We start from the raw sequence: 23,684 nt of genomic DNA on the forward strand, positions 1-23,684 counted from the left end.
TATAAAAGGACGGGAATGAAATGGATCAGTTATTAGCAATAGATATGGATTTTTGCACTGACAATAGCGATTGCCGTGTGCATGATATGAGCGCTCAAAAGCAAAGTGGTTTGGCATGGGTTAAAGCCAATACTGACTTAATAAATGATTGGGTAAATCAAGATGGTTTAGCGCTACTGAGAGGGCTAAATATTGTGAGTACTCACCAATTTAGTACTATTTTAGAAACTATTTTTGGTGAGCCTCTAAAGCAGTATGTTTATCGTTCATCGCCACGCACTGCGTTGAAGAACAATATTTATACCACCACAGAATACCATGCTGATCAGGTGATTTTACAACACAACGAAAATGCGTATTCGAATAGTTGGCCTAAGAGAATGGGGTTTTTCTGTGTGGTGCCAGCGACGACTGGGGGCAATACTCCCTTGGCCGATAGTCGTGCGGTGTATAACCACATACCCATGCGGATCAGAGAAAAGTTTGAGCGGTTAGGAGTCATGTACGTGCGAAACTACGGCGATATTGATTTACCTTGGCAAGAAGTGTTTCAAACACAGAGTAAAAGTGATGTTGAACATTATTGCCATGCAAACGACATACAGTTCGAATGGGTCGATGGCGATAAATTGCAAACACGCCAATGCCGCCCTGCTGTTGTAACTCACCCTTCAAGTGGTGAAAAAGTCTGGTTTAATCAAGCCCATCTTTTTCATTGTTCAAGTATGGACAGTGCCGTGGTGCAATCAATGCGAAGTAGTATCGGTGAAGCAAATTTGCCCCGTAATGCGTACTACGGTGACGGCACGGACATTGACCCACAAGACATAGCAGCAATCAATGATGTGTATCGTGGGCTTACATTCTCTTATCAATGGCAGCGTAATGATATTTTGTTGCTTGATAACATGCTGTACACCCATGGACGAGAAGCATATAGCGGTCCTCGAAAAGTACTGGTTGGCATGGCTTAACTGGTTGTTATTACAATAAGTTTACTAAGACTATTTTCACTTTGTTAGCAGTGATGATTTTGGCAAAGAGATGTGGCTATTTACAGGAGAAGAATAATGAAATGGCTTATGCATGTAAAGTTTAAAATCATGATTGTCTGCTTATTAAGTTTGATTTTAGCGTCTTGTTTGCAAAAAAAGAGTGTAGCAAAAAATGTCACTATCACAGCGGCTCAGATAGAAATGATTGCTGCAACAGTGCAAGAATATTGTGACACTTTAGTCTTTTTTGGCACTGTGTATATTACTTCTGCTGATGCGGTTGTATACGAGGCTAATTGTGGACCGCAAAATATGCAATATGATATTGCAAATACTACAGAGTCAAAATACCGAATTGGTTCTAACACTAAAGCATTTGCGGCAACCATGTTAATGAAAATGCTCAAAGGAAAAGATTTAAGAACACAGACTATAGGCGACTATTTACCTTGGTTTCCTAAAAATCAATGTGCGGATGTGTCATTGCACAATTTATTGACTATGTCTTCAGGCATTAATAATTACAGTGATAATGAAGACGTTTATGATAATTATGGTTGGCGGCCGTTTCTTTATGATCAAACGCTAAATTTAAATGGGCCTGAAGATTTCAGTAATCGTTTTTGTACTTGTACAGAACAAGATGAAAAACCGACATTTACTCCGGGCTCTAAGTATCAATATAGTAATTGTAATTATTATTTGGTCGGCAATATTATTGAGCAAATAGCTGCGGGTAGCCAAGGCGATATTGACCGTAACTTTTGGTTCGAAAACCTTCTTAAAGAACAGATATTAGATCCCATTAATATGAACGATAGTGGTTCATTTAGCGCCATTGGCGTGTATCAAAATATGACCACAGGCTATATCTCAAATCAAAACCCATATTTACCACTAGCCAATGGCAGACCGCCATTAGTTGGTGGGCCTGCGCCATACGAGAATATTTTAAAGAATCCTTATAGCAATCCATTGGTACTTTATTCTGCTGGTGATATGTACTCAACAGTGACTGATATGCATAAGTGGGATCAGGCATTATACACAAGTAAAATTTTAGATGAGGCACAAAAATTAGTGGCATTTGCACCTTATTCTAATACCGGTAACAGTACGCAATGCGAATACTATGGTTATGGTTGGTTTGTCACATTTATTGACCCTTTACAGTTTGGCAAAGTTGCCGATTGTCCATCAGATCCTGCTGATGCAAACCTGCGAAAATATGAAAAATTTTTACAGTACTCAGGTAGTTATCCTTATTCATGGGTGACAAGCTTTAACCGTTTAGTGGAACGGGATCAATCAGTGATGGTCTTTAGTAATTACGTTAAAACAGGACTAGAGTCGGACTGCATTGCAAGTGAGATCAGAAATATAATTTTTTACAGTGATAAGCACCGAGAAGATAAGTGCCAAGCGATATTAATTGATGCGTAAAGTTGTGTCGATGAATTGGTGAATGTCAAAAGAATTGAATTGATTAGTTTCTTGTACTGGCTGTGGGCTAAGTACTAATAAAGTTGGAACCAAACCTGAACAAGGAGTGGTTGTAGTCCAATTACTGTTTGCATGTTTATGCAAAGTATTACTTTTCTTTTCATGAATATGAAAAGAAAAGTGAAAAAGGGCAAGTTACTGACTAAAGTTTTACTAGAGCAGTAATTTAGTGGGTTCAACAACTGTTAATTTAATTCATAGAGGAAAAAATATGACAGCGGCAAAAACAGCGAAGGACGAAAAGGCGAATACTGACACCGTTTCTGAGCAACAAGCAGATCTCGTTGAAGCAGAAAATCGAGTTGCTATAGCGCAGATCATCGTCGATAAGTATAGCAAATGGTCATTTGGCAGCGGACTTATTCCAATTCCAGTGGTTGATTTGGTAGCTTTGACAGGTATTCAAATAAAAATGATTGATGAGATTGCTAAGGTATATGGCCAATCCTATAGTGAGAATAAGCTGCGAGGCACTATTAGTGCGGTAATTGGTGGCTCTTTTCCACAGACATTGGGAGGGGCTGGCTTGAGTAGTTTCCTTAAAGCTATACCTATCATTGGAACGCTTAGTTCCATTGCATTTATGCCAGTGATCTCGGCGGCATCTTCGCATGCAGTCGGTTCTACGTTTATTCGACACTTTGAAAATGGCGGTACATTGATAGACCTTAATTTAGCGAGTATTAAAGGTGATATCTCTGAGATCGCAGCGAAGTATCGTAAAGACAAAGGTGATGCAAGTGCTCAACAAAGCCAAGCTGCAGTGTAAGTAGAATGAGCTAAACCCTAAATAAACCAGCAGTTATTGCTGGTTTATTTATCAATTGATTACAGCTTAACTGAAAAGGAATTAATAATGATCGTCATTTTATATTTAGGATTATGTTTATTGTGTGGTTACTGGGGGCGAAACACTTTTGCAGGCCCGGTAGGCTTTTTTTTGCTGTCGCTGATGCTGACACCTTTTGTCGGTTTATTAATATTAATTTTTGCGCACAAAAAAGATGCAACACATAGCCAAGATACATAACAAGTAATACAGCGACATGGATAACAACGTTTAACGCTCAATTAGTTATATAGCTTAGTTAAACCACTGGTTTTAAAGCAGTGGTAATATTATTCAGCTGTACGTTAATGAGTGTTGATAAAGACCATCAAAAAACAATAAAAGATTCTAAAATGGTATTATACGATTTAATTAGTCGAAACATCACAGTTAAAAAAAGAACTTTTGCTGCGCTAGGTTGTATTTCCGGATTAGCAAATGCCCTCGTTTTAGCGCTAATAAATAATGTTGCGGAAAATATTGCTGATATTCACCGCGAAAATCATATTCTTTATTATCTCGCTTTATTTTCGTTAACCATTGCTATTTATGGTCTCACCCAACATAGATTAATGACTAAAGCTGCAAAAATGGTTGAACAAGCCATAGATGGGTTACGTGTCGAGTTGTTTGAATGTGTTCGTCATACTGAACTGGCGACCTTAGAGAAGATTGGTAAAGAGAAAATTTTTACTACGCTAAGCAAAGAATTACAGACTATTTCTCAGTCTGCGCAACTGTTTGTGATTATAGGTCAGTCAATTAGCTTAGTTTTTTTTACATCTATGTATATTGCATATCACTCCTTTGTGGCTTTCATTGTGTTGGCCGTATTGATTATGCTTGGCGGCAGCATTCACCGGCTTCGGGCAGACGAAATACAAAAGAATATGCAGCAGTCATTTGAGAGCGAAAACAAATTAATTCAACGCTTGTCTGATTTACTCGATGGCTTTAAAGAAGTAAAGCTAAGTGTTCCAAGAGCGGATGATCTTGAATATGAGTTTGCAATGGACTCAGCGCGCGCTAAACGCTCTAAGACGAAAACACAAACTTTGTTTGCCAGCGATTTTATTTTATCGCAAATCAGTTTTTTTGCGGCAACTGGGGCTATGGTTTTTATTGTACCGGTGTTATCGCATGTCTACACCGATGTGGTTATTAAAGTTACCACAGCTTCGCTGTTTTTAATTGGCCCAATCACCAGTATTGTCGGCGGTATTCCTATTTTTACCGCTGCCAGTGAAGCTGGACAAAATGTGTTAGCGTTGGAAAAGGAGTTACAGTCTGAACAGGAAAAAACTCAACATACTAAATCGGCTCATGCTGAGCTCGCAACATTTGAACAGATACAACTAAGTGGTGCATATTATCAGCATAATCGTGCACCTGGTGAACATGCCTTTGTAGTTGGTCCCATTGATTTTCAGCTGCAGCGAGGCAAAATTACTTTTATTACTGGGGGAAATGGGAGCGGAAAAACTACCTTTATTCGTATGCTCACAGGTCTATATGAGTTACAGGCTGGAAAAATACTCCTCGATGGTCAACAGCTCAATGAAACTTCACTGCAAGGTTATCGTAGCTTGTTTACTGCGGTATTTTCTGACTTTCATTTATTTAAACAGCTGTATGGTATTCACGATACAAAACAACAAGAAATTGATGAATGGTTGGCATTTTTAGAAATGAACACCAAAGTGAGTATCGTCGATGGTCAATTTAGCACTGTTGACTTATCGTCAGGGCAGCGAAAGCGCTTAGCGTTATTGAGTACAATTTTAGAAAATCGACCTGTATATATTTTTGATGAATGGGCTGCCGATCAAGACCCTATTTTTAGGCGTAAATTCTACGAGCAAGTATTACCACGACTCAAAGCAAGAGGAAATACAGTGATTGCAATTACCCATGATGATACATACTTTCATTTAGCTGATGCCCATTTAAAAATGGTGGAAGGGCAGTTAACCGATAATAACGATATTGTAAGCAATGGGGTCTCATCATGAATATTGTCATTACTCCCGATTTAACTCTGTTGGTGCTTGCGGGTTTACTACTTGCATTAATAATCACAAATATCAGTATGCGTTTTATTAAACGTTATAAGCCTAAATTTCATAAACGTATTTTGTCATGGCGTTTTAGAGCTGGGATCACATTACTGGTTTTTATGTTTCTAGGCATGGTGCTGGTGCCAGTGATGTTTATTAAAATTGATTCAGGCCAAGTCGGAGTTTTGTGGAAACGTTTAGGCGGTGGTACCTATTTGGAAAAACCGTTTGATGAAGGAACAGTGTTAGTTCTGCCTTGGGATACGCTAACGCTTTATTCAAGTCGGTTTCAAACTGCTGATGAAACAATTCACGCTATTACTTCCCAAGGCTTACAAATTTCGTTAGATGTGACTGTGCGTTATCGGCCAGTGGTTTCACAAATACCTTATCTACATAAGTTAGTTGGTACGGATTACCTAAAAGAAACAGTACTACCAGAAGTTAATTCTGCGGTGATCATGATTGTATCGCGTTATACGGCAGAGCAAGTGTACGGTAATATGCGTTTACAAGTGCAAAATGAGCTTCTAGATGAAGTTTTAAAGGAACTGCAATTACAAGAGCAGACAATTTTACAGCAAGAAAAAGCGACGCACTCAGGGCAAGTGCTAGTTAATTTGGATGATATGCTGATCAAGCGCGTTAATATACCAGAAAAGGTACATAATGCGATTATCGCAAAAGTGAATCAAAATTATTTGAACGAAGAATACGACATGCGTTTAGTTGTTGCTAGAAAAGAAGCGCAGCGTAAGAAGACCGAAGCAGAAGGGATCAGAGATTTTCAGCAAACAGTCAGTGGTGGTATTTCTGAAACATATTTACGCTGGCGAGGGATTGAAGCTACAGTGGAGTTGGCCAAATCTAACAATAGTAAAGTTGTAGTGATAGGTGGTGGTAAAGATGGTTTACCATTAATTTTGAACACAGAAACAACGCAAGGCTCAGTCGGCCCAAGCCCTGTAATACCTAGTACCACAGCTGAAAAAACGCTAACGAACGATCCTGCTTTACCATTCGTGCAAACGCCTTCCAGCCCAGAAAAAACATTTTATCAGTAATAGCAGCATTATTAGCTCGTATATTAAAAACATAAAGTAGCTGTTTATAGCTAAAAAGGTGTCGCTATTGACACCTTTTAGTTGTGTTGCTCAATCTAGTTTCAGTAACAATTCATTTTTATAAAGTCCATAAGTTAATTTTCTTCACCTATTAGGTTTATTTTTATCGTTTGTTGAAATTGAGCTAACACTCTAAAGTTCAATTGTCGGCACCAGATACGACACGATTTAGGCAAATAATCAAATAGGAATATAATCATGAAACGTACACTTATCAAAACTATTGCTCTTAGCTCACTATTAACATGTTCAGCTGTTGCTCTGGCTGATCAAAGTGATTACAAATTAATGGTTATTGAGACAGCAACAGCGCCACAGCCAGTTGAACAATCATTTAATAATTGCGCACTAAACGTTAAATCAAAAAATTACGCGCAAGCAGAAACTATTTGTACTAAAGCGATTGCGTTGCTAAAACAAAGCGAAGGCCCAAAAATGAAATTACGTGAATTAACATCGTTTGCATTAAGTAATCGCGGTGTATCACGTATGATGGCTAAAAATGATACCGCTGGTCTTTCAGATTTATATGAAGCTGCACAAATGGCTGATAGCGCGATGGTATCGCATAACCTTACTCGTGCTAAAGAATACCTATCGTTATAAATTAGGCCTTATTACTTGAATTAAAGCCCCATACTGTTAACTCAGCATGGGGTTTTTGCGTTATTAGGCTATGGCTTATCCTGCCACAGGGGTATTGTCAGTGGAGATGCCTTTAAGGCTTTTGATCAGCATATAAATACAGGTGGTAAATAAACAACCGCCTAAATACAACATAATGCCGTTAGCTGAAGCAAATAGGTTGGCAGCAAGCAAAGGCCCAAAGACCGAGCCAAAGCTGTAACTCAGTAACATAATTTCCGTTGCTGAGACTATTTTTTCGATTGGCAATGCGTCACAGGCTAAGGTGATGGCAATGGGGTAGAGTGCAAAACTTGCAGCCCCTAAAATAAAGTAACTGGCCATCAATACGTTGAAGTGTACAGCTTGCATAATACCAACTACACCCATCGCGCCAAATAAACAAAATAATGCCATTAATAAGCTTTTTGCCATTCGTGTTGATAAATAACTCACCAACGGCTGTACTAACATACCGCCTAAAATAATCACCGCCATCAAGGTGCCAGTAAAAGCGGCCTGCTCACTTTGGGCAGCGATATATACTGGCATTAAACCGTATATTGGGCCAAGTACTAATCCTGATACCAAACAGCCTAAAATTGCTGGGCGACTGAGCTTTTTTAACTCAGTTAATTGTAGCTTTTGCGAGTGCTGACTTTGCGGTTGCCCTGATTTAATCAGCAGCGGTGCTAACATCGCTAAAAATAATAGAGCAATAACAAACAAATAGGGGAGTGGGCCACTGGTGCCAAGCGGATCGATAGCTAGTTGGCCAACGGCGCTGCCACCGTACAGGGATGTCATATACAGGCCTAATCGTTTAGCTCGTGCTTTGGCAGTGTCAGTCATTAGTAACCAAGATTCAACCACCACAAATACCCCAGCTACGGCGATACCAGCTACAAAGCGGGCTAAAAGCCACACGTTGGCATTAGGTAAAATAAGCTGTGCTGCAACACTGAAAATTAATAACCCCAGAAATGCCAGAAAAGCATGACGGTGGCCTACTCTTGCAACAATACGCTCAATAAAAAAAGCACCAATTAATAAGCCAAGATAAAAGACACTAGCTAACCAAGAGGCAAGTTCATTATCAAGCCCAAAGGCGCTCAATGATAAAGGAATTAGACTCATTAAAAAGCCTGAGGCAATAGCAAAAAAAGACAAACCAATAACAGGTGCAAGTGGGTTATTTGGTTTATGACCGGCAGCGAGCTCAACCATTAAAGAATCCGATTTAAAGGGCATAAATAATTGCGTTGGAGTGTTTTAATAGCTGGCAATTATTTTTGGTTGGTTAATTTTGCGGCGAATTTAATCCGATTTTGAACACAAGTAAAGTTATATTTGAATATTTACTCAACATTTTATTTAGAACACTTAGTTAGGTAAATAAACCGGTTATTTACGTCATTTTGGTATCATTTTTTTAGCGAAATTGTTTAAAATTTGTAGTTGTTTTATCAATCTAAATAATAACTTGGTATGCTGTGTTTTTATTTTTCATCAAGAGGCAGTAGTAAAAATGAACCAGCTAACAATCGCTTTAGTCGGGCTTGGGGATATAGCACAAAAAGCATATTTACCTATTGCCACGCAACATGCACAGATCGATCCTATTTTTTGTACACGAAACCTGACAACATTAACGCAGTTAGCTAAGCAGTATCGGGTTCAAAAGTGCTTTACAGATTACCAAGCGGTACTGGCGTGTAAGCCCGATGGGGTGATGATCCACACTAATACTGAGTCTCATTTTACGTTTGCGAAGCAGGCACTTGAACAAAAAATCGCTACGTTTGTGGATAAGCCATTAGCGTATAGTTTTAGTGAGGTAAGTGAACTTATTGCGTTAGCAACTAAACATAACACGCCATTATTTTTAGGTTTTAATCGTCGCTTTTTACCAATTATGGCCGATATTGCAAAGCCACAAATACGCCATCTTAAATGGCAAAAAAACCGCTTAAATTTACCAGCACAGCCGCGCACTTTTATTTTTGATGACTTCATCCATGTGGTTGATAGTTTATGCCATTTTGCAAATGTAGAGCGTTTTGATCAACTTAACCAGTTACAGGTGTTTTCACAGCTAGATCCACAAGGCTTATTGGCAGCAATACATGTTAGTTTTGAGTTTGAGGGGCGGTTATTTCAAGGCGCTATGGATAGATTAAGTGGCTGCAATGAAGAAGTGGTTGAAATAACCGGTTTGAATGAAAAGTGGCGGTTTGAATCGCTAACCAATATGACCTCTATGGTTAATGGAATACAGCAGAGCGCGATGCAAAATGATTGGCAAGCAACGCTATATAAACGGGGCTTTGAGTCAATGCTAGAGGCATGGCTAACGGCGGTTAAAACGCAGCAGGTAGACCAATTACAGCTTAAAAAAGATAGTTTAACACATGAGTTGTGTGAGTGGCTGGTTGCACACGTATCAAACAATAATGAACTATTTCACTGTTAAACTATTTCAAGGAAGTTGTAATGAAAGTGATGAAGTACATGGGACTAACGTTCTTTACAGTCCTTGTTATTGGGCTGCTCATACCTGAAAAAATAGTGATCCCAGTCAAAGGTGCAACAGCAAATGATTGGCATCATAATACCTTTTGGTATAGCCCTTGGGGTAAATCAGGTGTACACAAAGGGATAGATATTTTTGGCAAAAAACACACGGCAGTGGTTGCTTCGGTAAGTGGTGTGGTGCTGTATTCAGGTGAGCTAAAGCGCGGTGGTAAAGTGGTGGCATTACTTGGGCCTAAGTGGCGACTGCATTACTTTGCCCACTTAGAAAGTTATTCGGTAAGTGCAGGAGACTATGTTGCAGTCAGTGAGGTGATTGGTAGCTTAGGAGACACGGGGAATGCGGCAGGTAAACAACCTCACGTACATTACTCTATTTTATCGTTACTGCCGTACCCATGGTTAATGACCGCGCAAAGCCAAGGCTGGAAGAAAATGTTCTTTTTAAATCCAGATGAAAAACTACGCTAAAATAATTGCCGTTATTTTCACACTTATCCAGCTGATTAACTTAAAATACCGTTAATTTACTCTTTTTATTTAGGAATTCAGCAGTAATGAATTCTATTGCAGTTAGCCTGTTTGGCAGGATGTTTTCTAATAAAGCCATGTTGGCGTTTGATCACCATATGTTGACCATTTGCCAAGGTAACTCAACGAGACAAATAAGTTGGAGTGATTTGGAGGCACCGCCGTCGTTTGCTTACGGCCTGTTTGGTCAAACGATTTCTTTTGTTACGGCACAACAAAATCATACATTTTCGCTGCTGGCATATGGTGCTCACCGTAAATTTCAAGCTGAATTTGAACGCTATTGGGTGAACGCTAATGAAGCTAAGCTTGACACTTTTCTTAATAAAATAACAAAACTAGTCAAGCAGCGATATTTACGCCAGTCTTATGTTAGTCGTATTCAGCGGTTGGCACAGCAAGAGCATGGTCGTTGGTTGCCGTGGATAAAAAACAGCCCCGCATTTGTTTTAGTGGATAAAAAAATAAACGTATTAGAGCAATATGCAAACTGGGATGCTGCACTTACGCAGTATCTACAACAAAAATACGTTACTAAGCAACTTAACCTACACCACGCTTTTTTTGACCGTGTTGAAGCAAATCCATTAACACTAAGTCAAAGACGTGCTTGTGTGATTGATGACGATAATAACTTGTTATTGGCTGGCGCAGGCACCGGTAAAACCAGTGTTATGATTGGCAGGGCTGGGTTTTTAGTGCAAAGTCAGCAGGCAAGTTACAGTGATATTTTATTGCTGGCCTATGGTCGCAAAGCTGCTGATGAAATGGATCAACGGATCGAAGATAAGCTCGCCACCGATAAAATAAAAGCCGCTACTTTTCATAGTGTTGGGCTGGCGATTATCTCACAAGTTGAACGTGCTAAACCGACTATGAGTGTATTTGCAGAAGACGAAAAAGTGAAAGAAAAATGGGTGCAGCAGTGCTTTGAATCATTGATTGAAAACAGTGCCGAGTATCGTCATCTGGTTTTAGATTATTTTAGTAAATACTATTATGTTGAAAAAAATGAATTTGATTTTAAAACATTGGGTGATTATTACAGCTACTTAAATGATAACGATATCCGTAGCCTAAAAGGCGACAAGGTAAAAAGCTTTGGTGAGTTATATATAGCTAATTGGCTGTTTTATCACGGCATAGATTATCAATACGAAGCGCCTTATAAAGTTGACGTAAAAACCATTGAACGCAGACAGTACAAGCCTGATTTTTATTTACCTGAGTACGATATTTACATTGAATATTACGGCATCGATGACGCTGGCAATACTGCGCCTTACATTGATAAAGCGCAATACCATAGCGAAATTGATTGGAAAAATACCACTCATGCCAGTAATAACACTCACTGTATAGCTTTGACTTATGGGCAACATAAACAAGGTAAGCTGTTAAGCGAACTTGAACAAGCGCTTTTAAGTGCGAGCGTGAAAACACAGATATTGCCCTTAGAATCACTGCTCGAAAGCTTAAAAGAAACTGGCAGGATCACCGTATTAGCTGCGTTATTTAGTCAATTGCTGAGTTTATATAAGGCGGCTTATTTAACTGATGCTGATGAAGTTGATGTCATTAAACGCTCCCTTGACGCCAAACAAACAACCCAAGCGTTGGCGCTATTAAAACCAATTTTATCTAACTACAACGCTCACTTGCAGCAGCGCGGTGAAATTGACTTTGATGATATGATTATCAAGGCAATCGAGTATGTTGAGTCGGGCAAGTTTAAATCGCCTTGGCGTTATATTATGGTTGATGAATTTCAAGATATATCACAGCCAAGAGCACGATTGGTTAAAGCACTTCGCGATAGCAACAAGGGTAGTTCAGTATTTGCAGTGGGTGACGATTGGCAAGCAATTTACCGATTCAGCGGCGCTGATATTAAGTTGACCACTGAGTTTGCAACGTATTTTGGCTTTACTACGCAAACGGCGCTGGATCTTACGTTTCGTTTCAATAATAAAATTGGTGAAGTTGCCTCAGCATTTATTAGTAAAAATCCCGCGCAGCTTGATAAAACGATTACTTCTTTAACTCAGGTTTCACATCCTAGTGTGTCGTTATTAAGGCGCAGTAGTAATGCGTCTATTGGTTATAAAAATAGTTATTACAGTGACATTCCTGAACTATTAAATGGTGCGATTGATGACATACTCTGCACAATACACAGCAAGGCATGTAAACCCACAACCGTGTATTTTTTAGCGCGATTTTGGTTTCAGCTACCAACAAATACGGATATTAAAACCATGAGTGTTAAATACCCGTTGTTAAAAATTCAGTCGCAGTCTTTTCACGCCTCAAAAGGTAAAGAAGCCGATCATGTTATTATTATCGGATTACAAAAGGGTAAACATGGTTTTCCATCTGAAAAAGTTGCGCCCGCAATTATCGAAGCTTTATTACCAGCGCCAGAAAACTTCGCTTACGCACAAGAGCGACGGTTATTTTACGTTGCACTAACGCGCGCAAAACACCGCGCCTACATCATTGCTGATATGACCAATAGCAGTTGTTTTGTCTCGGAGTTAATTGCTGAACATGACATAGAACTGGATGAATTTACTAGTGATGTTGATCAATTACATATCGCAGATATAAACTGTATGCGCTGTGATAGCGGGGTATTAAAAAAACACAGTGGTCGTTTTGGGCCATTCTACGGCTGTTCGTTATTTCCGCGTTGTGAGCATAAAGAAAAATCGTGCGAGCAGTGCCAAAGCCCAATGACTCGCAGTCGCTATACAGGGTTTAAATTATGTATAAATACAGCCTGTAACCATCTAGTGCCAACGTGTGATAAATGCGGTGCTGAAATGGTATTACGCAATAGCGCAAAAGGGCAGTTTTGGGGATGCAAAAATTATAAAGGTAATGATCCACTTAGCTGTAAAAATGGCAAAGACAGTAAGTCAATTCAATGGCCCGAGCTTGCTTAACTTATAGATAGATAAGGGCTAAATAGCCCTTATCTATTGTTTAATTTATTGCATCGCAACAGCAAGTTGATGATACAAACCGATACCGATAAGTACGTTAAATGGGAAAGTGATGCCTAGTGAACTGAGCATAGCCAGACCTATATCGGCTTTGGGGATTGCGGCTTTTATAGCGGCAGGCGCTGCAATATAAGATGCGCTGGCCACTAAACTCCCCAAGATAACGATTGAGCCTAACTCAAGCGCTAATAAAGTGCCGACACTGACTCCAATCGTGCCTAATATTAATGGACTGATTATAGCAAATAGTGTCAGTTTCCAGTGATGCCAAGGTATAGGGCGTAATGTTTGCGCTGCCGTTAAACCCATTTCGAGTAAAAATAATGCAAGCACGACTTTAAAACTATTGGTTAATAATCCAGTTACTTGGCTGCCGTGCTGTGTGCCATACATCATACCAATAACAACACCGCCTACGAGGAGAATAACGCTCTTATTGGTTAAGGTTTCATGCCAGAGTGCTTTAAGCGATAAGGTATTATCGGCACTATGTTGTTTATCAAGTCGTCGATAAAGTAACAGCCCGACGATAATCGCGGGAAGCTCTAGCATCACTAAATACAGGGTTACTTCAGCACCTACTGCTAGCTGCGCCGATTCAGCATAAGCGAGGGCGACTGCAAATGTCCCCGCGCTTACGGAGCCATAATGGGCGGCGATACTTGCGCTGTTCGCTACCGAAAGTTTTATGACATATTTTAAAATAGGGTAGAGCATTAAAGGTATAAATGCGCCAAGCAGCATCACCGAGCCCATTTCTGGCAATAATTGCCAACTAAGATTGCCGTGTAATACCATGCCGCCTTTTAAGCCTATGGTCAGCATCAGCAGCAAACTTAAGGTCTCGTAAGTTGCTTTTGGAATAACGAGATCAGAACGTAAAATCCCCGCGACTAAACCCAAAACAAAAAACATTACAACAATATCTGGCACACCTTTCTCCTATTAATTTAAAGTCGCGCTATTGTAGATAAAATCATGCATTGTAAATAATAAAATGATTGGTAGTTAGTTATAGGTTATTATCTATGGGCTGATTAATACCAGAGGGGATGAGATAGCGATGGATTTAAGACATATTTCTTTTCGGCTGCTTGAAGTGTTTATGAGTGTAGTAAAAACCGGCTCGATCAGTGAAACCGCACGGCGTTTACACTTAACTCAGCCAACGGTGTCGCTGCAAATTAAACGTTTACAGGAGGCTGTAGATGAGCCGCTGGTGATTATGCAGCAACAAAAACTGCATGTCACAGAAGCCGGGCATGAGTTATTTAGGACTTGCCAACGAGTGTTTGGCCACTTTGATGATTACAACGATTTTTTAGCTGAACTCAAAGGGGGTGAGCGCGGGCGATGTAAAATCGCCATGGTGAATACCGCACAATATATTTTGCCAAAATTACTCGGGCCCTATAGTAATTTGCATCCTCATGTTGAGTTGCCTCTTGAGATTGGCAATAGAGCAGAGGTGTTAGCGCGCTTTGAACGCGGTGAAGATGATATTTATGTATTTAGCCATCCACCGTCACTTGAACATGCAAAAGCGGCACGCTTTTTAAAAAACCCGCTTGAGTTTATTGTGCCTAATGATCATCCATTAGCTAATCAACAACACGTTGCACTTTCTGAGCTAGTGAAATACCGCTTTTTATTAAGAGAGCCTGGCTCTGCAACTCGGATGTTATTTGAGAGCGAACTGCAAAGACGCGGTTTAGTACTGAGTAACAGCGTGCAAATGGCAAGTAATGAGGCTATTCGCGTTGCAGTATCATCAGGAATGGGAATTGGTGTGCTGTCTCGCCATGTGTTGCCAATAGGAGATCATGGCTTCAAAGTATTAACTGTAAGTGATGCAAGCTTAGCAAGTCATTGGTACTTTGTTATCCGCACTGATCGGCATATTGCTCATGCTGCGCGTAGTTTTTTAACATTTGCCCAAGACCACCTTGAACAATACTTAGATGGTCGATGGGTACGTAATGAATTGCATGGGCTGAATCTAAGTTTAGCTGATCAGCAAATTCGTTAGTTGAAAATTCAACCTAGTGAACGAATGATTTTACCGCATTAATTAATATCTGGCGTGGAGTCTCTTAAAACGAGAGTCGGCTGGAATACACGATTAATTGTAATGCCAGGGCGTTTGTAAATGTCTTTAAGTACAAGGTTAGCCGCCATTCTGCCCATCTCTGGGACTGGGTTATCTATGGTTGTTAGAGTTGGGTAAAGGTAATTGGTGAAAATCACGTTATCGTAGCCCATAATGGCGAGATCTTTCGGTAAATTAAAACCGTGTTCTCTGGCGAACTTCATCGCACCTGAGGCCATTTCATCATTGGCACAGACAATTGCGCTAAATTGCGCTTTATTTTCAATAAAATGTTTTAAGCCATCATTGCCGCCGGTTTCTTTAAAGTCGCCAATGTAAAAAAGGCTTTCATCAAAGGCTATATTGTATTCAGCAAGCGCTTTTTTATGTCCTACGAGTCGGTCTGACGCATCAACTTTAAATTGTGGACCCGCAATATAAGCAATATTTTTGTGACCTTTATTGATCATCGTTTTAGTGGCAAGATAACCGCCCAGAACGTTATCAAGACTAATACAGTTGTCTTTAATTTCCTCAACATAACGGCTCATTAAATAAATGGGGATTTTTCCCTTACTAAGTTCAATTAGATATTCGTCCGATACTATTTCCACATGGGCAATTATGGCATCACAGTTACGACTGATTAAAAATTCAAAGCCATTTTTCTCTTTGTCTTCGTCACTGTGCCCTGCGGTAATAATAACATGCTTACCTGCGGCACGAAGTTGCTGCTCTATCGCCGACATCATTTGACCAAAGAACGGGCCGTCCAGTTCAGAGACTAAAACACCAACACTACTGGTACGACTCGATGCTAAAGAACGGGCAATAGAACTGGGTTGATAGCCAAGTTGCTGCATTGCTTCGAGCACTTTTTTCTTGGTTTTTTTACTTACATAATCATTGTCGTTCAGAACCCTTGATACCGTAGAGAGAGAGACACCTGCAAGTTCTGATACTTGATAAATTGTAGCCATTAATTTCCTAGCGTGATTATTCGCACTTTATAAAAACGTATTGATAATGAAATATAATTTACACATTACTGCGTCTAAAAGCCAAGTCTTCCGTGATTTTCTGCGTCATTGCGGGTGTCAACGGATAGATAAGCATCAAGGCGGCACCTAAAAAAGCAAATGCTGCGGGGATCCAACTCATTAATAGTTGCATGCCAGGTAATGATTGCGTAATGGTTGCTTCGTTCATGCCGTTATAGCCATAGCCTGCCAATACCACTAATACTAATGCCCCAGCGAAACCGCCGCCAGTTTTTTGCACAAACGTCCCTGCTGAATAAATTAAGCCTGTGGCGCGGCGTTTGTTTTTCCACTCAGAATAATCGGCAGCATCTCCTAACATGCTAAAAAACAGGGTAGGCATCATGGCAGCAAAAAATTCAGCTGCACAACCAAAAGTAAATATGGCAACAATGTTGTCAGCAGGCACCCAATAAAATGCTGTGGTTAATAAGCCACTTAATATTAAAGAGATGATAAATAAATTACGTTTGCCTATTAGTTCGGCAAGTTTACCAGTGGCAAGAGCGCCGAGGATAGACACCACTAATAACGCAACGAAGTATTGGCCTGCCATCAGTTCGCTGCCAACCTGATATTTAAAGTAATAAGCAATTACACCATACTTTATACCGTTGAACATCATGGTCAAAAAGCCCATGCCTAATAAAATTAACCAAGGCTTGTTGGTGAGCAAATCAACCATATCACGTTGAGTTCCCGTGAGATTTTGATGATCTTTGTTGAGTAATTTTTTTATCACAACAGTCATCATAGTCATGATAAATGCAAAAAATAGCCCACTGTAGATTTCGCGATAGTAAAAGAACAAGGTAGTTGCCAATAATGGCAGAATAATAAAGGGTAAGTTTTTAGTTAAATCTTTGAGCTCTGATTTTAAATTACCACTGGTTGTTTTGTGGGGTATTACCCGCTCTTTGGTGCTAACAAAAGTGATCACCATCAAAACAATTAGTAATGCTGCAAATAAGTACATGGTTAACTGATAACCTTTGGCGTTATCGCCATCGCCAAAATAAGCAACCAGTTCAGGTAAAAAGCCCATCACTAATAAACCGCCTGCAAAGGCTCCGGCAAAGCGAAAACTCGATAGTTTCGTGCGCTCGGTATCGTCTGGACTCATTACTCCCATTAATGCAGAGTAAGGCACGTTACTCACCGTATAAGCTAACGTTAAGCCTATGTAGGTAACGTAGGCGTAAATTAACTTGTTGGTGTCATTGAAATCAGGTGTGGTGAAACACAACACCATGAACAGTCCTAAAAAAGGAGCAGACCATAAAATCCACGGTCTAAATTTACCAAACCGAGTGGTGGTTCTGTCTGCAATCATTCCCATAATAATATCGGTTACACCATCGGATAACCTAACCACCAAAAATAACATAGCTGCGGCCGCAGCCGATATGCCAAATGTGTCAGTGTAAAATACTGCTAGGTAGGCAAGTGCACCTCGCCAAACTAAGTTGGCTCCGGCATCACCCATCGCATAACCGATTTTTTCGTATAAAGGAATTTTGTTCACTGTGTGTTTCTTATTGTTGTTTTTAAAGGAGCACTAGCTAAGTTTACCGGCTAGTAATTAAACTACTATACGCAAGGCCACTGGCTTTTACAGTACGTTGTTGAGTTGGATAATCAACATAAACGATACCAAATCGCTTTGAATAGCCTTCAGCCCATTCAAAGTTATCCATTAAGCTCCATGCAAAGTAGCCATGGATCACCACACCTTGTTCAGTTGCGTTATGCAATGCGTTTAAGTGTTGCTGATAGTAAGCTATGCGATCTGAATCGTTAACTTTACCATCTATCATCTTGTCGGCCATTGCTGCGCCATTTTCAGTAATATAAATCGGTGGTAGGGTATATTTCTCATTTAACGATACTAATAATTCAGTAAGTGCTTGCGGGTAAATTTCCCAACCAATATCAGTTAATAGGCCTTGATGTGGGCGCTCGTCATAAAAATCATCAGCGCTTGCTTGGTAATGTAAACGCGTATAAAAATTAACGCCAAGGTAATCTAATGGCTGCGCAATAATTTCCATATCACCGGGGTGAATATCTGGACGCTGCTCTGCTGGAAGTTGCTCAATAATATCTGGGTATTTGCCAGTCATTACAGGGCGCATATACCAATGGTTAATATAATCATCAGCAAAGGCTGTGGCTTTAAGATCTGCGTCACTTTGTGTTACCGGGTAACAGGGAGTAAAGTTGAGTACGATACCATTAAGTGTCTGTGGGCTATTTTTAGCCAGCATTTGCATCGCTAAACCATGACCTAGTAATAAGTGATGGGCAGCTTTTCGGCCAAATTCCCGACCGACAATACCTGGGGCATGCACACCAATTTCATACCCTAAATAAGAGCTGCAAAAAGGTTCATTTAAGGTTGAATATGAATAAACACGATCACCAAACGCTTTGCTAATAAGATCTGTGTAGTGAGCAAATTCATAGGCGGTATTACGATTTAACCAGCCGCCTTGATCTTCTAAATACTGCGGTAGATCCCAGTGATATAAAGTGACAAATACCTTGATGTTGCGGCGTTTAAGTTCATCTAGAAGATCAGTATAAAATTTCACACCTAATGGGTTTAAACTACCATCTTGCTGCATCACGCGTGGCCAAGAAATTGATAAACGATAGGCATCAACGCCCAAAGAATCTATTAACTCAATATCTTGAGGCCAACGAGTGTAGTGTTCACAGGCGATTAGACCATTTGAGTTATCGGCAATTTTATCGTCTTGAGCACAAAAGGTGTCCCAAATACATGGCAGACGATCTGCTGCACCACCTTCAATTTGAAATGAAGCAGTTGCTACGCCAAAAGTGAAGTCTTTGCTCAGTAGCGGCGAGTGTTTAGGTAAAGATAATTGTTTCATTAATAGAAAACCTCTGCTTTCTTTTTATAGTCCGTGATGCTGTTATTTTTAGCTTTTAAAGCTAACATAGCTGAAAGCGCTTCCATATTTAATTTGATTAATGCCAATAGATGGTATTTAATGACTTTAAGGAAGCGCTTCCATATTTAGGTTAGTGACTATTTCTTAACAGGTCAACAGTTAAATTTTAATTTCAATGATGACAAAAAATAGTTCTACCGTTGCTTAGATGAATAAACCGCTTGGTCTCGCTTTTGTAATACAGCAGGTACTTAGAGTCTTTTAAGCAGCAATGAGTTGATAATAGATAGGTATATAAAAATGAAAACACACTTACACACAGCTAAGTTACCTACACTAAGTTTGTTAGCTGGATTAGTTACTCTGGCTGGTTGTTCAGCAAGCGAAAATAAAGATACGTCTCAAAATAATAGAGCTGTTGAACAAACGCAGCAGCAACAATTGCTAGCTATTTGGCCAAAGCTGAATAATGTGGTTCGAGCTGATCCGCAAATTGAGTCTAAGATTGCTCAGTACTTGCAGACGATGACATTAGAGCAAAAAGTTGCGCAGATGATTCAACCTGAGATCCGCGATATAACGACTGATGATATGCGTAAATATGGTTTTGGCTCGTATTTAAATGGCGGAGGCTCATTTCCGAACGCGAATAAACATGCCACACCACAAGATTGGATTGCACTTGCTGAACAGATGTATCAAGCATCGGTTGACGATTCTCTTGATGGCATCGATATGCCTACCATGTGGGGCACCGATGCTGTACATGGTCATAATAACGTGATTGGTGCAACGTTATTTCCACATAACATTGGCTTAGGCGCAGCAAATAATCCCGCTTTAATAGAAAAAATAGCCGCTGCGACGGCAATCGAAGTGATGGTTACTGGTATTGATTGGGTATTTGCGCCGACTGTTGCTGTTGTACGTGATGACCGCTGGGGTCGAACTTATGAAGGGTATTCTGAAGATCCAGAGATTGTCCGCCGGTACTCAGTTGCCATTGTTAACGGCTTGCAAGGCCATGCAGATGGTGATTTTTTAAGTCATAAGCGGGTGATTAGCACAGTTAAACACTTTTTAGGTGATGGCGGTACCGTCGATGGTGACGATCAAGGTAACAATATCGATTCAGAGCAAGCCTTGTTTGATACTCATGCTCAAGGCTACATTGGTGGTTTGTCGGCTGGTAGTCAATCTGTTATGGCGTCGTTTAATAGCTGGCATGGTAAGAAAAATCATGGCAATAAATACCTGCTTACCGATGTACTGAAAACGAAAATGGGCTTTGATGGCTTTGTTGTTGGTGATTGGAATGGCCACGGACAAGTTGTAGGTTGTAGTAACGAAAGCTGCCCACAGGCTGTAAACGCGGGGCTTGATATTTTTATGGTTCCTACGGGGGCGTGGAAACCACTTTATGAAAATACGATAGCGCAAGTGAAAGCCGGTGAAATTGCCATGAGCCGAATTGACGATGCTGTTGCGCGTATTTTAAGAGTCAAACTAAGAGCGGGTTTATTTGATAAACCGAGCCCTGCAAAACGTCAGTTCTCAGGTAAAACGCAGTTAATTGGCGCGCAAGCGCACCGCGATATTGCGCGACAAGCTGTGCGTGGATCACTGGTGTTATTAAAAAACAACAACAATACTTTGCCGATAGCGGCTAATTCACGAGTATTAATTGCCGGAGATGGCGCAGATAATATTGCTAAGCAAGCGGGGGGCTGGAGTATTACTTGGCAAGGCACCAATAACGAAAATACCGATTTCCCTGGTGCTACGTCAATCTTTGCGGGTTTAAAAGCGCAGATCACGGCCGCAGGTGGAGAGGCCATTTTAAGTCCTGATGGACACTTTACACAAAAACCTGATGTGGCGATTGTGGTGTTTGGAGAAGAACCTTATGCAGAAGGCCACGGTGACAGGGATAATCTTGAGTTTGAGCGTAATAATAAAAAGTCGTTAGCGTTATTAAAACAGCTTAAATCAAAAGGCGTGCCGGTCGTATCGGTATTCATTTCAGGTCGACCAATGTGGGTTAACGCTGAGTTAAATGCCTCTGATGCGTTTGTCGCCGCATGGCTACCGGGTACAGAAGGACAAGGTGTGGCCGATGTATTATTAACTGACGCAGGAGGTGATATTCAGCATGACTTTACTGGTAAATTGTCGTTTTCATGGCCAAAATCACCACTGCAAACCACAGTAAATAAAGATGATGTAGACTATTCGCCACTATTTCCTTATGGCTTTGGTTTAACCTATACAGATAAAAATACCCTGGCAGATAATTTAAATGAAGACTCAGGTGTTGATATAGCTAGTTTGCCTAATATGGCTATTTTTAATGGCGTGCTGACTGATCCATGGCGATTGTTTTTAAAGTCAGCACAGCAGCAAGTTCAAGTAGCTAGCAATAGCGTCGAATTAGCAGGTATTAGTTATCGTACTGAAGATAAAAATATTCAAGAAGATGCAATGGCATTTGTATTTACAGGTATAGGCCTTACTACAGCCGAAATCAATAGTAACTTCACTGAAGATAAAGTGGCTTATATCGAAGCAAACTCAGCGCTGAGTTTTGATTACAAGATAAATAGCGAATTTGCTGCTCCATTATTTGTTGCTATGAGTTGCGAGCATGGTTGTGGTGGACGTGTTGATATCAGCGCAGAACTCAAAAAGGCTACATTAAATAGATGGCAAACACTCAGCATAGACTTAACCTGCTTTACTGAGCAAGGCGTTGATTTTTCAAGAGTGATTAGCCCATTTTCATTACAGAGCACGGGTAACGGTTCGGTTTCTGTGGCGCATATCAACTTTGTGCCAGAGGGAGCAAAACAGGCAACAATTATCTGCCCAGATAGTTAACTTAGTCTTTGATTTTGTTGTGCAAAGCCCTTTAAGTGATTAAAGGGCTTTTTATGCTCACTCAGATTACTCCGCAGAACAATATTGTTGTAAGAACGCTTTATGTGTTGGCAATTGTGCCACGCGTTGAGTAATTTGCTGTTTGATACTGATCAGAAAGTGGCTTAACTCATCATCACTCATCAGGCTTGCAATTAAATGGTATTGTTTAGGTTTGATACCTTGACCCAACATTACTTGCACCCATGAGTCGACTCTAAAAATATCGCCGTCATCTAAAAATACCCGCCCAGTTTCTTTGAATAAACTAATTTTATGAACAAGGGTATCAGGCACTTCCATATTTTTACAATGACGCCAAAATTCGCTATCAGTGCGATCAGTGACTTTATAATGCAAGACAATAAAATCACGAATATTTTCAATCTCACTTTTTAGCTGTTTGTTGTATTCGTGGATTGCTTGTTCGGTAATACCATCAAATGGAAATAGCCGGATAAAGCGAATAATGCCCGACATAATTAAATGAATACTGGTAGATTCAAGTGGTTCAACAAAGCCACTGGCAAGCCCCAGAGCAAGGCAGTTTTTATTCCAGCCTTTGCGGCGGCGGCCAGTTTTAAATTTAATTACTCTGGGTTCAGTGAGAGTTTCACCTTGAATATTACTGAGTAAAAGCTGCTTTGCATCAGTATCGTTTAAATAACGGCTACAATACACTAGACCATTACCTACGCGCTGTTGCAGAGGAATTCGCCACTGCCAGCCTGCATCATGTGCTATTGAGCGGGTACAAGGCACTATATCATCGCTAATGGCTCTAGTTTGTACTGCAATTGCGCTATCGCACGGCAGTAAGTGTGACCAATCTTCATAGCCGGTATGCAAAGCCTGTTCAATAAGTAGTCCATTAAAGCCAGTACAATCAATAAAAAAATCACCATTTATGATACTTTCATTTGCAAGAGTTAGGCTGTTTATGAAGCCCGAAGTGGCGCATTTATTAACGTGGATTATTTTTCCCTCTAGACGTTTAACCCCTAGTTGTTCTGAAAATTCACGTAGGAATAATGCATAACGACTCGCATCCATATGAAATGCATAATTAATTGGATTTTGCTGATTAAAAGCACACTTACCTTGTTTAGCTGCTTGCAGTTCATAACAGTAATCACCAAACTCGGATTCAAGTCCTAATGTTAAGCTGTGTAGCCAAAAATGATGAAATTCACCTGCCCAGCATTCTTTGCCCGTCATGCCAAATGAGTGAATATAATCGGTGTTTTTTTCGCCCCAGTTTTCAAAACTGATCCCTAATTTAAAGCTTGCTTGGGTAGCTTTCATAAATGCTTGCTCATTTATGCCAAGTAATTTATGAAAAGTGCGGATCGGTGGAATAGTAGCTTCACCAACACCAACCGTAGCAATGTCGTCGGATTCGATAAGGGTGACATTGATATTTTTACCAACGAGTTTACTCAACGCAGCCGCAGCCATCCAACCAGCTGTACCACCGCCAGCGATCACCACATTTTTTATAGGTTTGTTGTGTGTCAT

General features: G+C 40.2%; 18 protein-coding genes. 12 read left to right on the forward strand and 6 right to left on the reverse strand.

Annotated features, from left to right (window positions below; genetic code table 11):
* Positions 1 to 20: 20 nt before the first annotated feature.
* The 7 genes from H5180_RS01915 (at position 21) to H5180_RS01945 (ending at position 7,114) form a co-directional block, all read left to right on the forward strand.
* Complete coding sequence (locus H5180_RS01915; RefSeq protein ID WP_182757580.1) at positions 21 to 974, forward strand: TauD/TfdA family dioxygenase; 954 nt, start codon at positions 21 to 23, stop codon at positions 972 to 974.
* Positions 975 to 1,070: 96 nt separating this feature from the next.
* Positions 1,071 to 2,438 carry a serine hydrolase gene (locus H5180_RS01920; RefSeq protein ID WP_182757581.1) on the forward strand — a complete coding sequence of 456 codons (1,368 nt, stop codon included), beginning with the start codon at positions 1,071 to 1,073 and terminating at the stop codon, positions 2,436 to 2,438.
* A 271-nt stretch (positions 2,439 to 2,709) separates the two neighbouring features.
* Positions 2,710 to 3,267 carry a YcjF family protein gene (locus H5180_RS01925; RefSeq protein WP_182757582.1) on the forward strand — a complete coding sequence of 186 codons (558 nt, stop codon included), beginning with the start codon at positions 2,710 to 2,712 and terminating at the stop codon, positions 3,265 to 3,267.
* A gap of 87 nt (positions 3,268 to 3,354) precedes the next feature.
* Positions 3,355 to 3,528, forward strand: coding sequence for a hypothetical protein (locus H5180_RS01930; RefSeq protein ID WP_182731271.1), 174 nt, complete (start codon positions 3,355 to 3,357; stop codon positions 3,526 to 3,528).
* Between the two features lie 107 nt (positions 3,529 to 3,635).
* Positions 3,636 to 5,339, forward strand: a complete 1,704-nt coding sequence (locus H5180_RS01935; protein WP_259398210.1) for a cyclic peptide export ABC transporter — start codon at positions 3,636 to 3,638, stop codon at positions 5,337 to 5,339.
* On the forward strand, positions 5,336 to 6,448 hold the full coding sequence (locus tag H5180_RS01940) for a prohibitin family protein (RefSeq protein ID WP_145233046.1): 1,113 nt from the start codon (positions 5,336 to 5,338) through the stop codon (positions 6,446 to 6,448). The genes H5180_RS01935 and H5180_RS01940 overlap by 4 nt, the downstream gene beginning before the upstream one ends.
* A 258-nt stretch (positions 6,449 to 6,706) precedes the next feature.
* Positions 6,707 to 7,114, forward strand: a complete 408-nt coding sequence (locus H5180_RS01945; protein ID WP_182718887.1) for a hypothetical protein — start codon at positions 6,707 to 6,709, stop codon at positions 7,112 to 7,114.
* Between the two features lie 75 nt (positions 7,115 to 7,189).
* Here the strand turns inward: H5180_RS01945 and H5180_RS01950 are convergent, their stop codons facing one another.
* Positions 7,190 to 8,359: an MFS transporter gene (locus H5180_RS01950; protein ID WP_149980981.1), complete on the reverse strand. Its 1,170-nt coding sequence runs from the start codon at positions 8,357 to 8,359 to the stop codon at positions 7,190 to 7,192.
* A 301-nt stretch (positions 8,360 to 8,660) separates the two neighbouring features.
* Between H5180_RS01950 and H5180_RS01955 the strand changes: the two genes are divergently transcribed.
* The 3 genes from H5180_RS01955 to H5180_RS01965 all read left to right on the forward strand — a co-directional run bounded on the left by H5180_RS01955 (position 8,661) and on the right by H5180_RS01965 (position 13,143).
* The gene (locus H5180_RS01955) at positions 8,661 to 9,605 is read left to right on the forward strand and encodes a Gfo/Idh/MocA family protein (RefSeq protein WP_145233048.1); all 945 of its coding nucleotides are present in this window, start codon (positions 8,661 to 8,663) and stop codon (positions 9,603 to 9,605) included.
* Between the two features lie 20 nt (positions 9,606 to 9,625).
* On the forward strand, positions 9,626 to 10,135 hold the full coding sequence (locus H5180_RS01960) for a M23 family metallopeptidase (RefSeq protein WP_145233049.1): 510 nt from the start codon (positions 9,626 to 9,628) through the stop codon (positions 10,133 to 10,135).
* A gap of 86 nt (positions 10,136 to 10,221) precedes the next feature.
* A complete protein-coding gene (locus H5180_RS01965; RefSeq protein ID WP_182757583.1) occupies positions 10,222 to 13,143 on the forward strand; it encodes a UvrD-helicase domain-containing protein in 2,922 nt (973 codons plus the stop codon).
* 45 nt (positions 13,144 to 13,188) lie between these two features.
* Here H5180_RS01965 and H5180_RS01970 read toward each other — a convergent pair whose 3' ends face one another.
* Positions 13,189 to 14,136 (reverse strand): sodium-dependent bicarbonate transport family permease, encoded by a 948-nt coding sequence (locus tag H5180_RS01970; protein ID WP_182757584.1) that lies wholly within the window; start codon positions 14,134 to 14,136, stop codon positions 13,189 to 13,191.
* A 130-nt stretch (positions 14,137 to 14,266) separates the two neighbouring features.
* Between H5180_RS01970 and H5180_RS01975 the strand changes: the two genes are divergently transcribed.
* Complete coding sequence (locus H5180_RS01975) at positions 14,267 to 15,232, forward strand: LysR family transcriptional regulator (protein ID WP_182757585.1); 966 nt, start codon at positions 14,267 to 14,269, stop codon at positions 15,230 to 15,232.
* 38 nt (positions 15,233 to 15,270) lie between these two features.
* Here the strand turns inward: H5180_RS01975 and H5180_RS01980 are convergent, their stop codons facing one another.
* Genes H5180_RS01980 through H5180_RS01990 form a run of 3 tightly spaced genes read right to left on the reverse strand, consistent with a single transcriptional unit; the run spans position 15,271 to position 19,229 of the window.
* Positions 15,271 to 16,272 carry a LacI family DNA-binding transcriptional regulator gene (locus H5180_RS01980; RefSeq protein ID WP_145233053.1) on the reverse strand — a complete coding sequence of 334 codons (1,002 nt, stop codon included), beginning with the start codon at positions 16,270 to 16,272 and terminating at the stop codon, positions 15,271 to 15,273.
* 58 nt (positions 16,273 to 16,330) lie between these two features.
* On the reverse strand, positions 16,331 to 17,857 hold the full coding sequence (locus H5180_RS01985; protein ID WP_145233054.1) for an MFS transporter: 1,527 nt from the start codon (positions 17,855 to 17,857) through the stop codon (positions 16,331 to 16,333).
* A 43-nt stretch (positions 17,858 to 17,900) separates the two neighbouring features.
* Complete coding sequence (locus H5180_RS01990; RefSeq protein WP_182757586.1) at positions 17,901 to 19,229, reverse strand: GH1 family beta-glucosidase; 1,329 nt, start codon at positions 19,227 to 19,229, stop codon at positions 17,901 to 17,903.
* Positions 19,230 to 19,550: 321 nt separating this feature from the next.
* Here H5180_RS01990 and H5180_RS01995 point away from each other — a divergent pair, with 321 nt between their 5' ends.
* On the forward strand, positions 19,551 to 22,127 hold the full coding sequence (locus tag H5180_RS01995; RefSeq protein WP_182757587.1) for an exo 1,3/1,4-beta-D-glucan glucohydrolase: 2,577 nt from the start codon (positions 19,551 to 19,553) through the stop codon (positions 22,125 to 22,127).
* 66 nt (positions 22,128 to 22,193) lie between these two features.
* On the opposite strand, the gene H5180_RS02000 is transcribed toward H5180_RS01995, so the two are convergent.
* Complete coding sequence (locus H5180_RS02000; RefSeq protein ID WP_182757588.1) at positions 22,194 to 23,684, reverse strand: tryptophan halogenase family protein; 1,491 nt, start codon at positions 23,682 to 23,684, stop codon at positions 22,194 to 22,196.

The sequence above is a fragment of the Pseudoalteromonas sp. SR41-4 genome (genome assembly GCF_014163985.1).
Lineage (GTDB): Bacteria > Pseudomonadota > Gammaproteobacteria > Enterobacterales > Alteromonadaceae > Pseudoalteromonas > Pseudoalteromonas rhizosphaerae.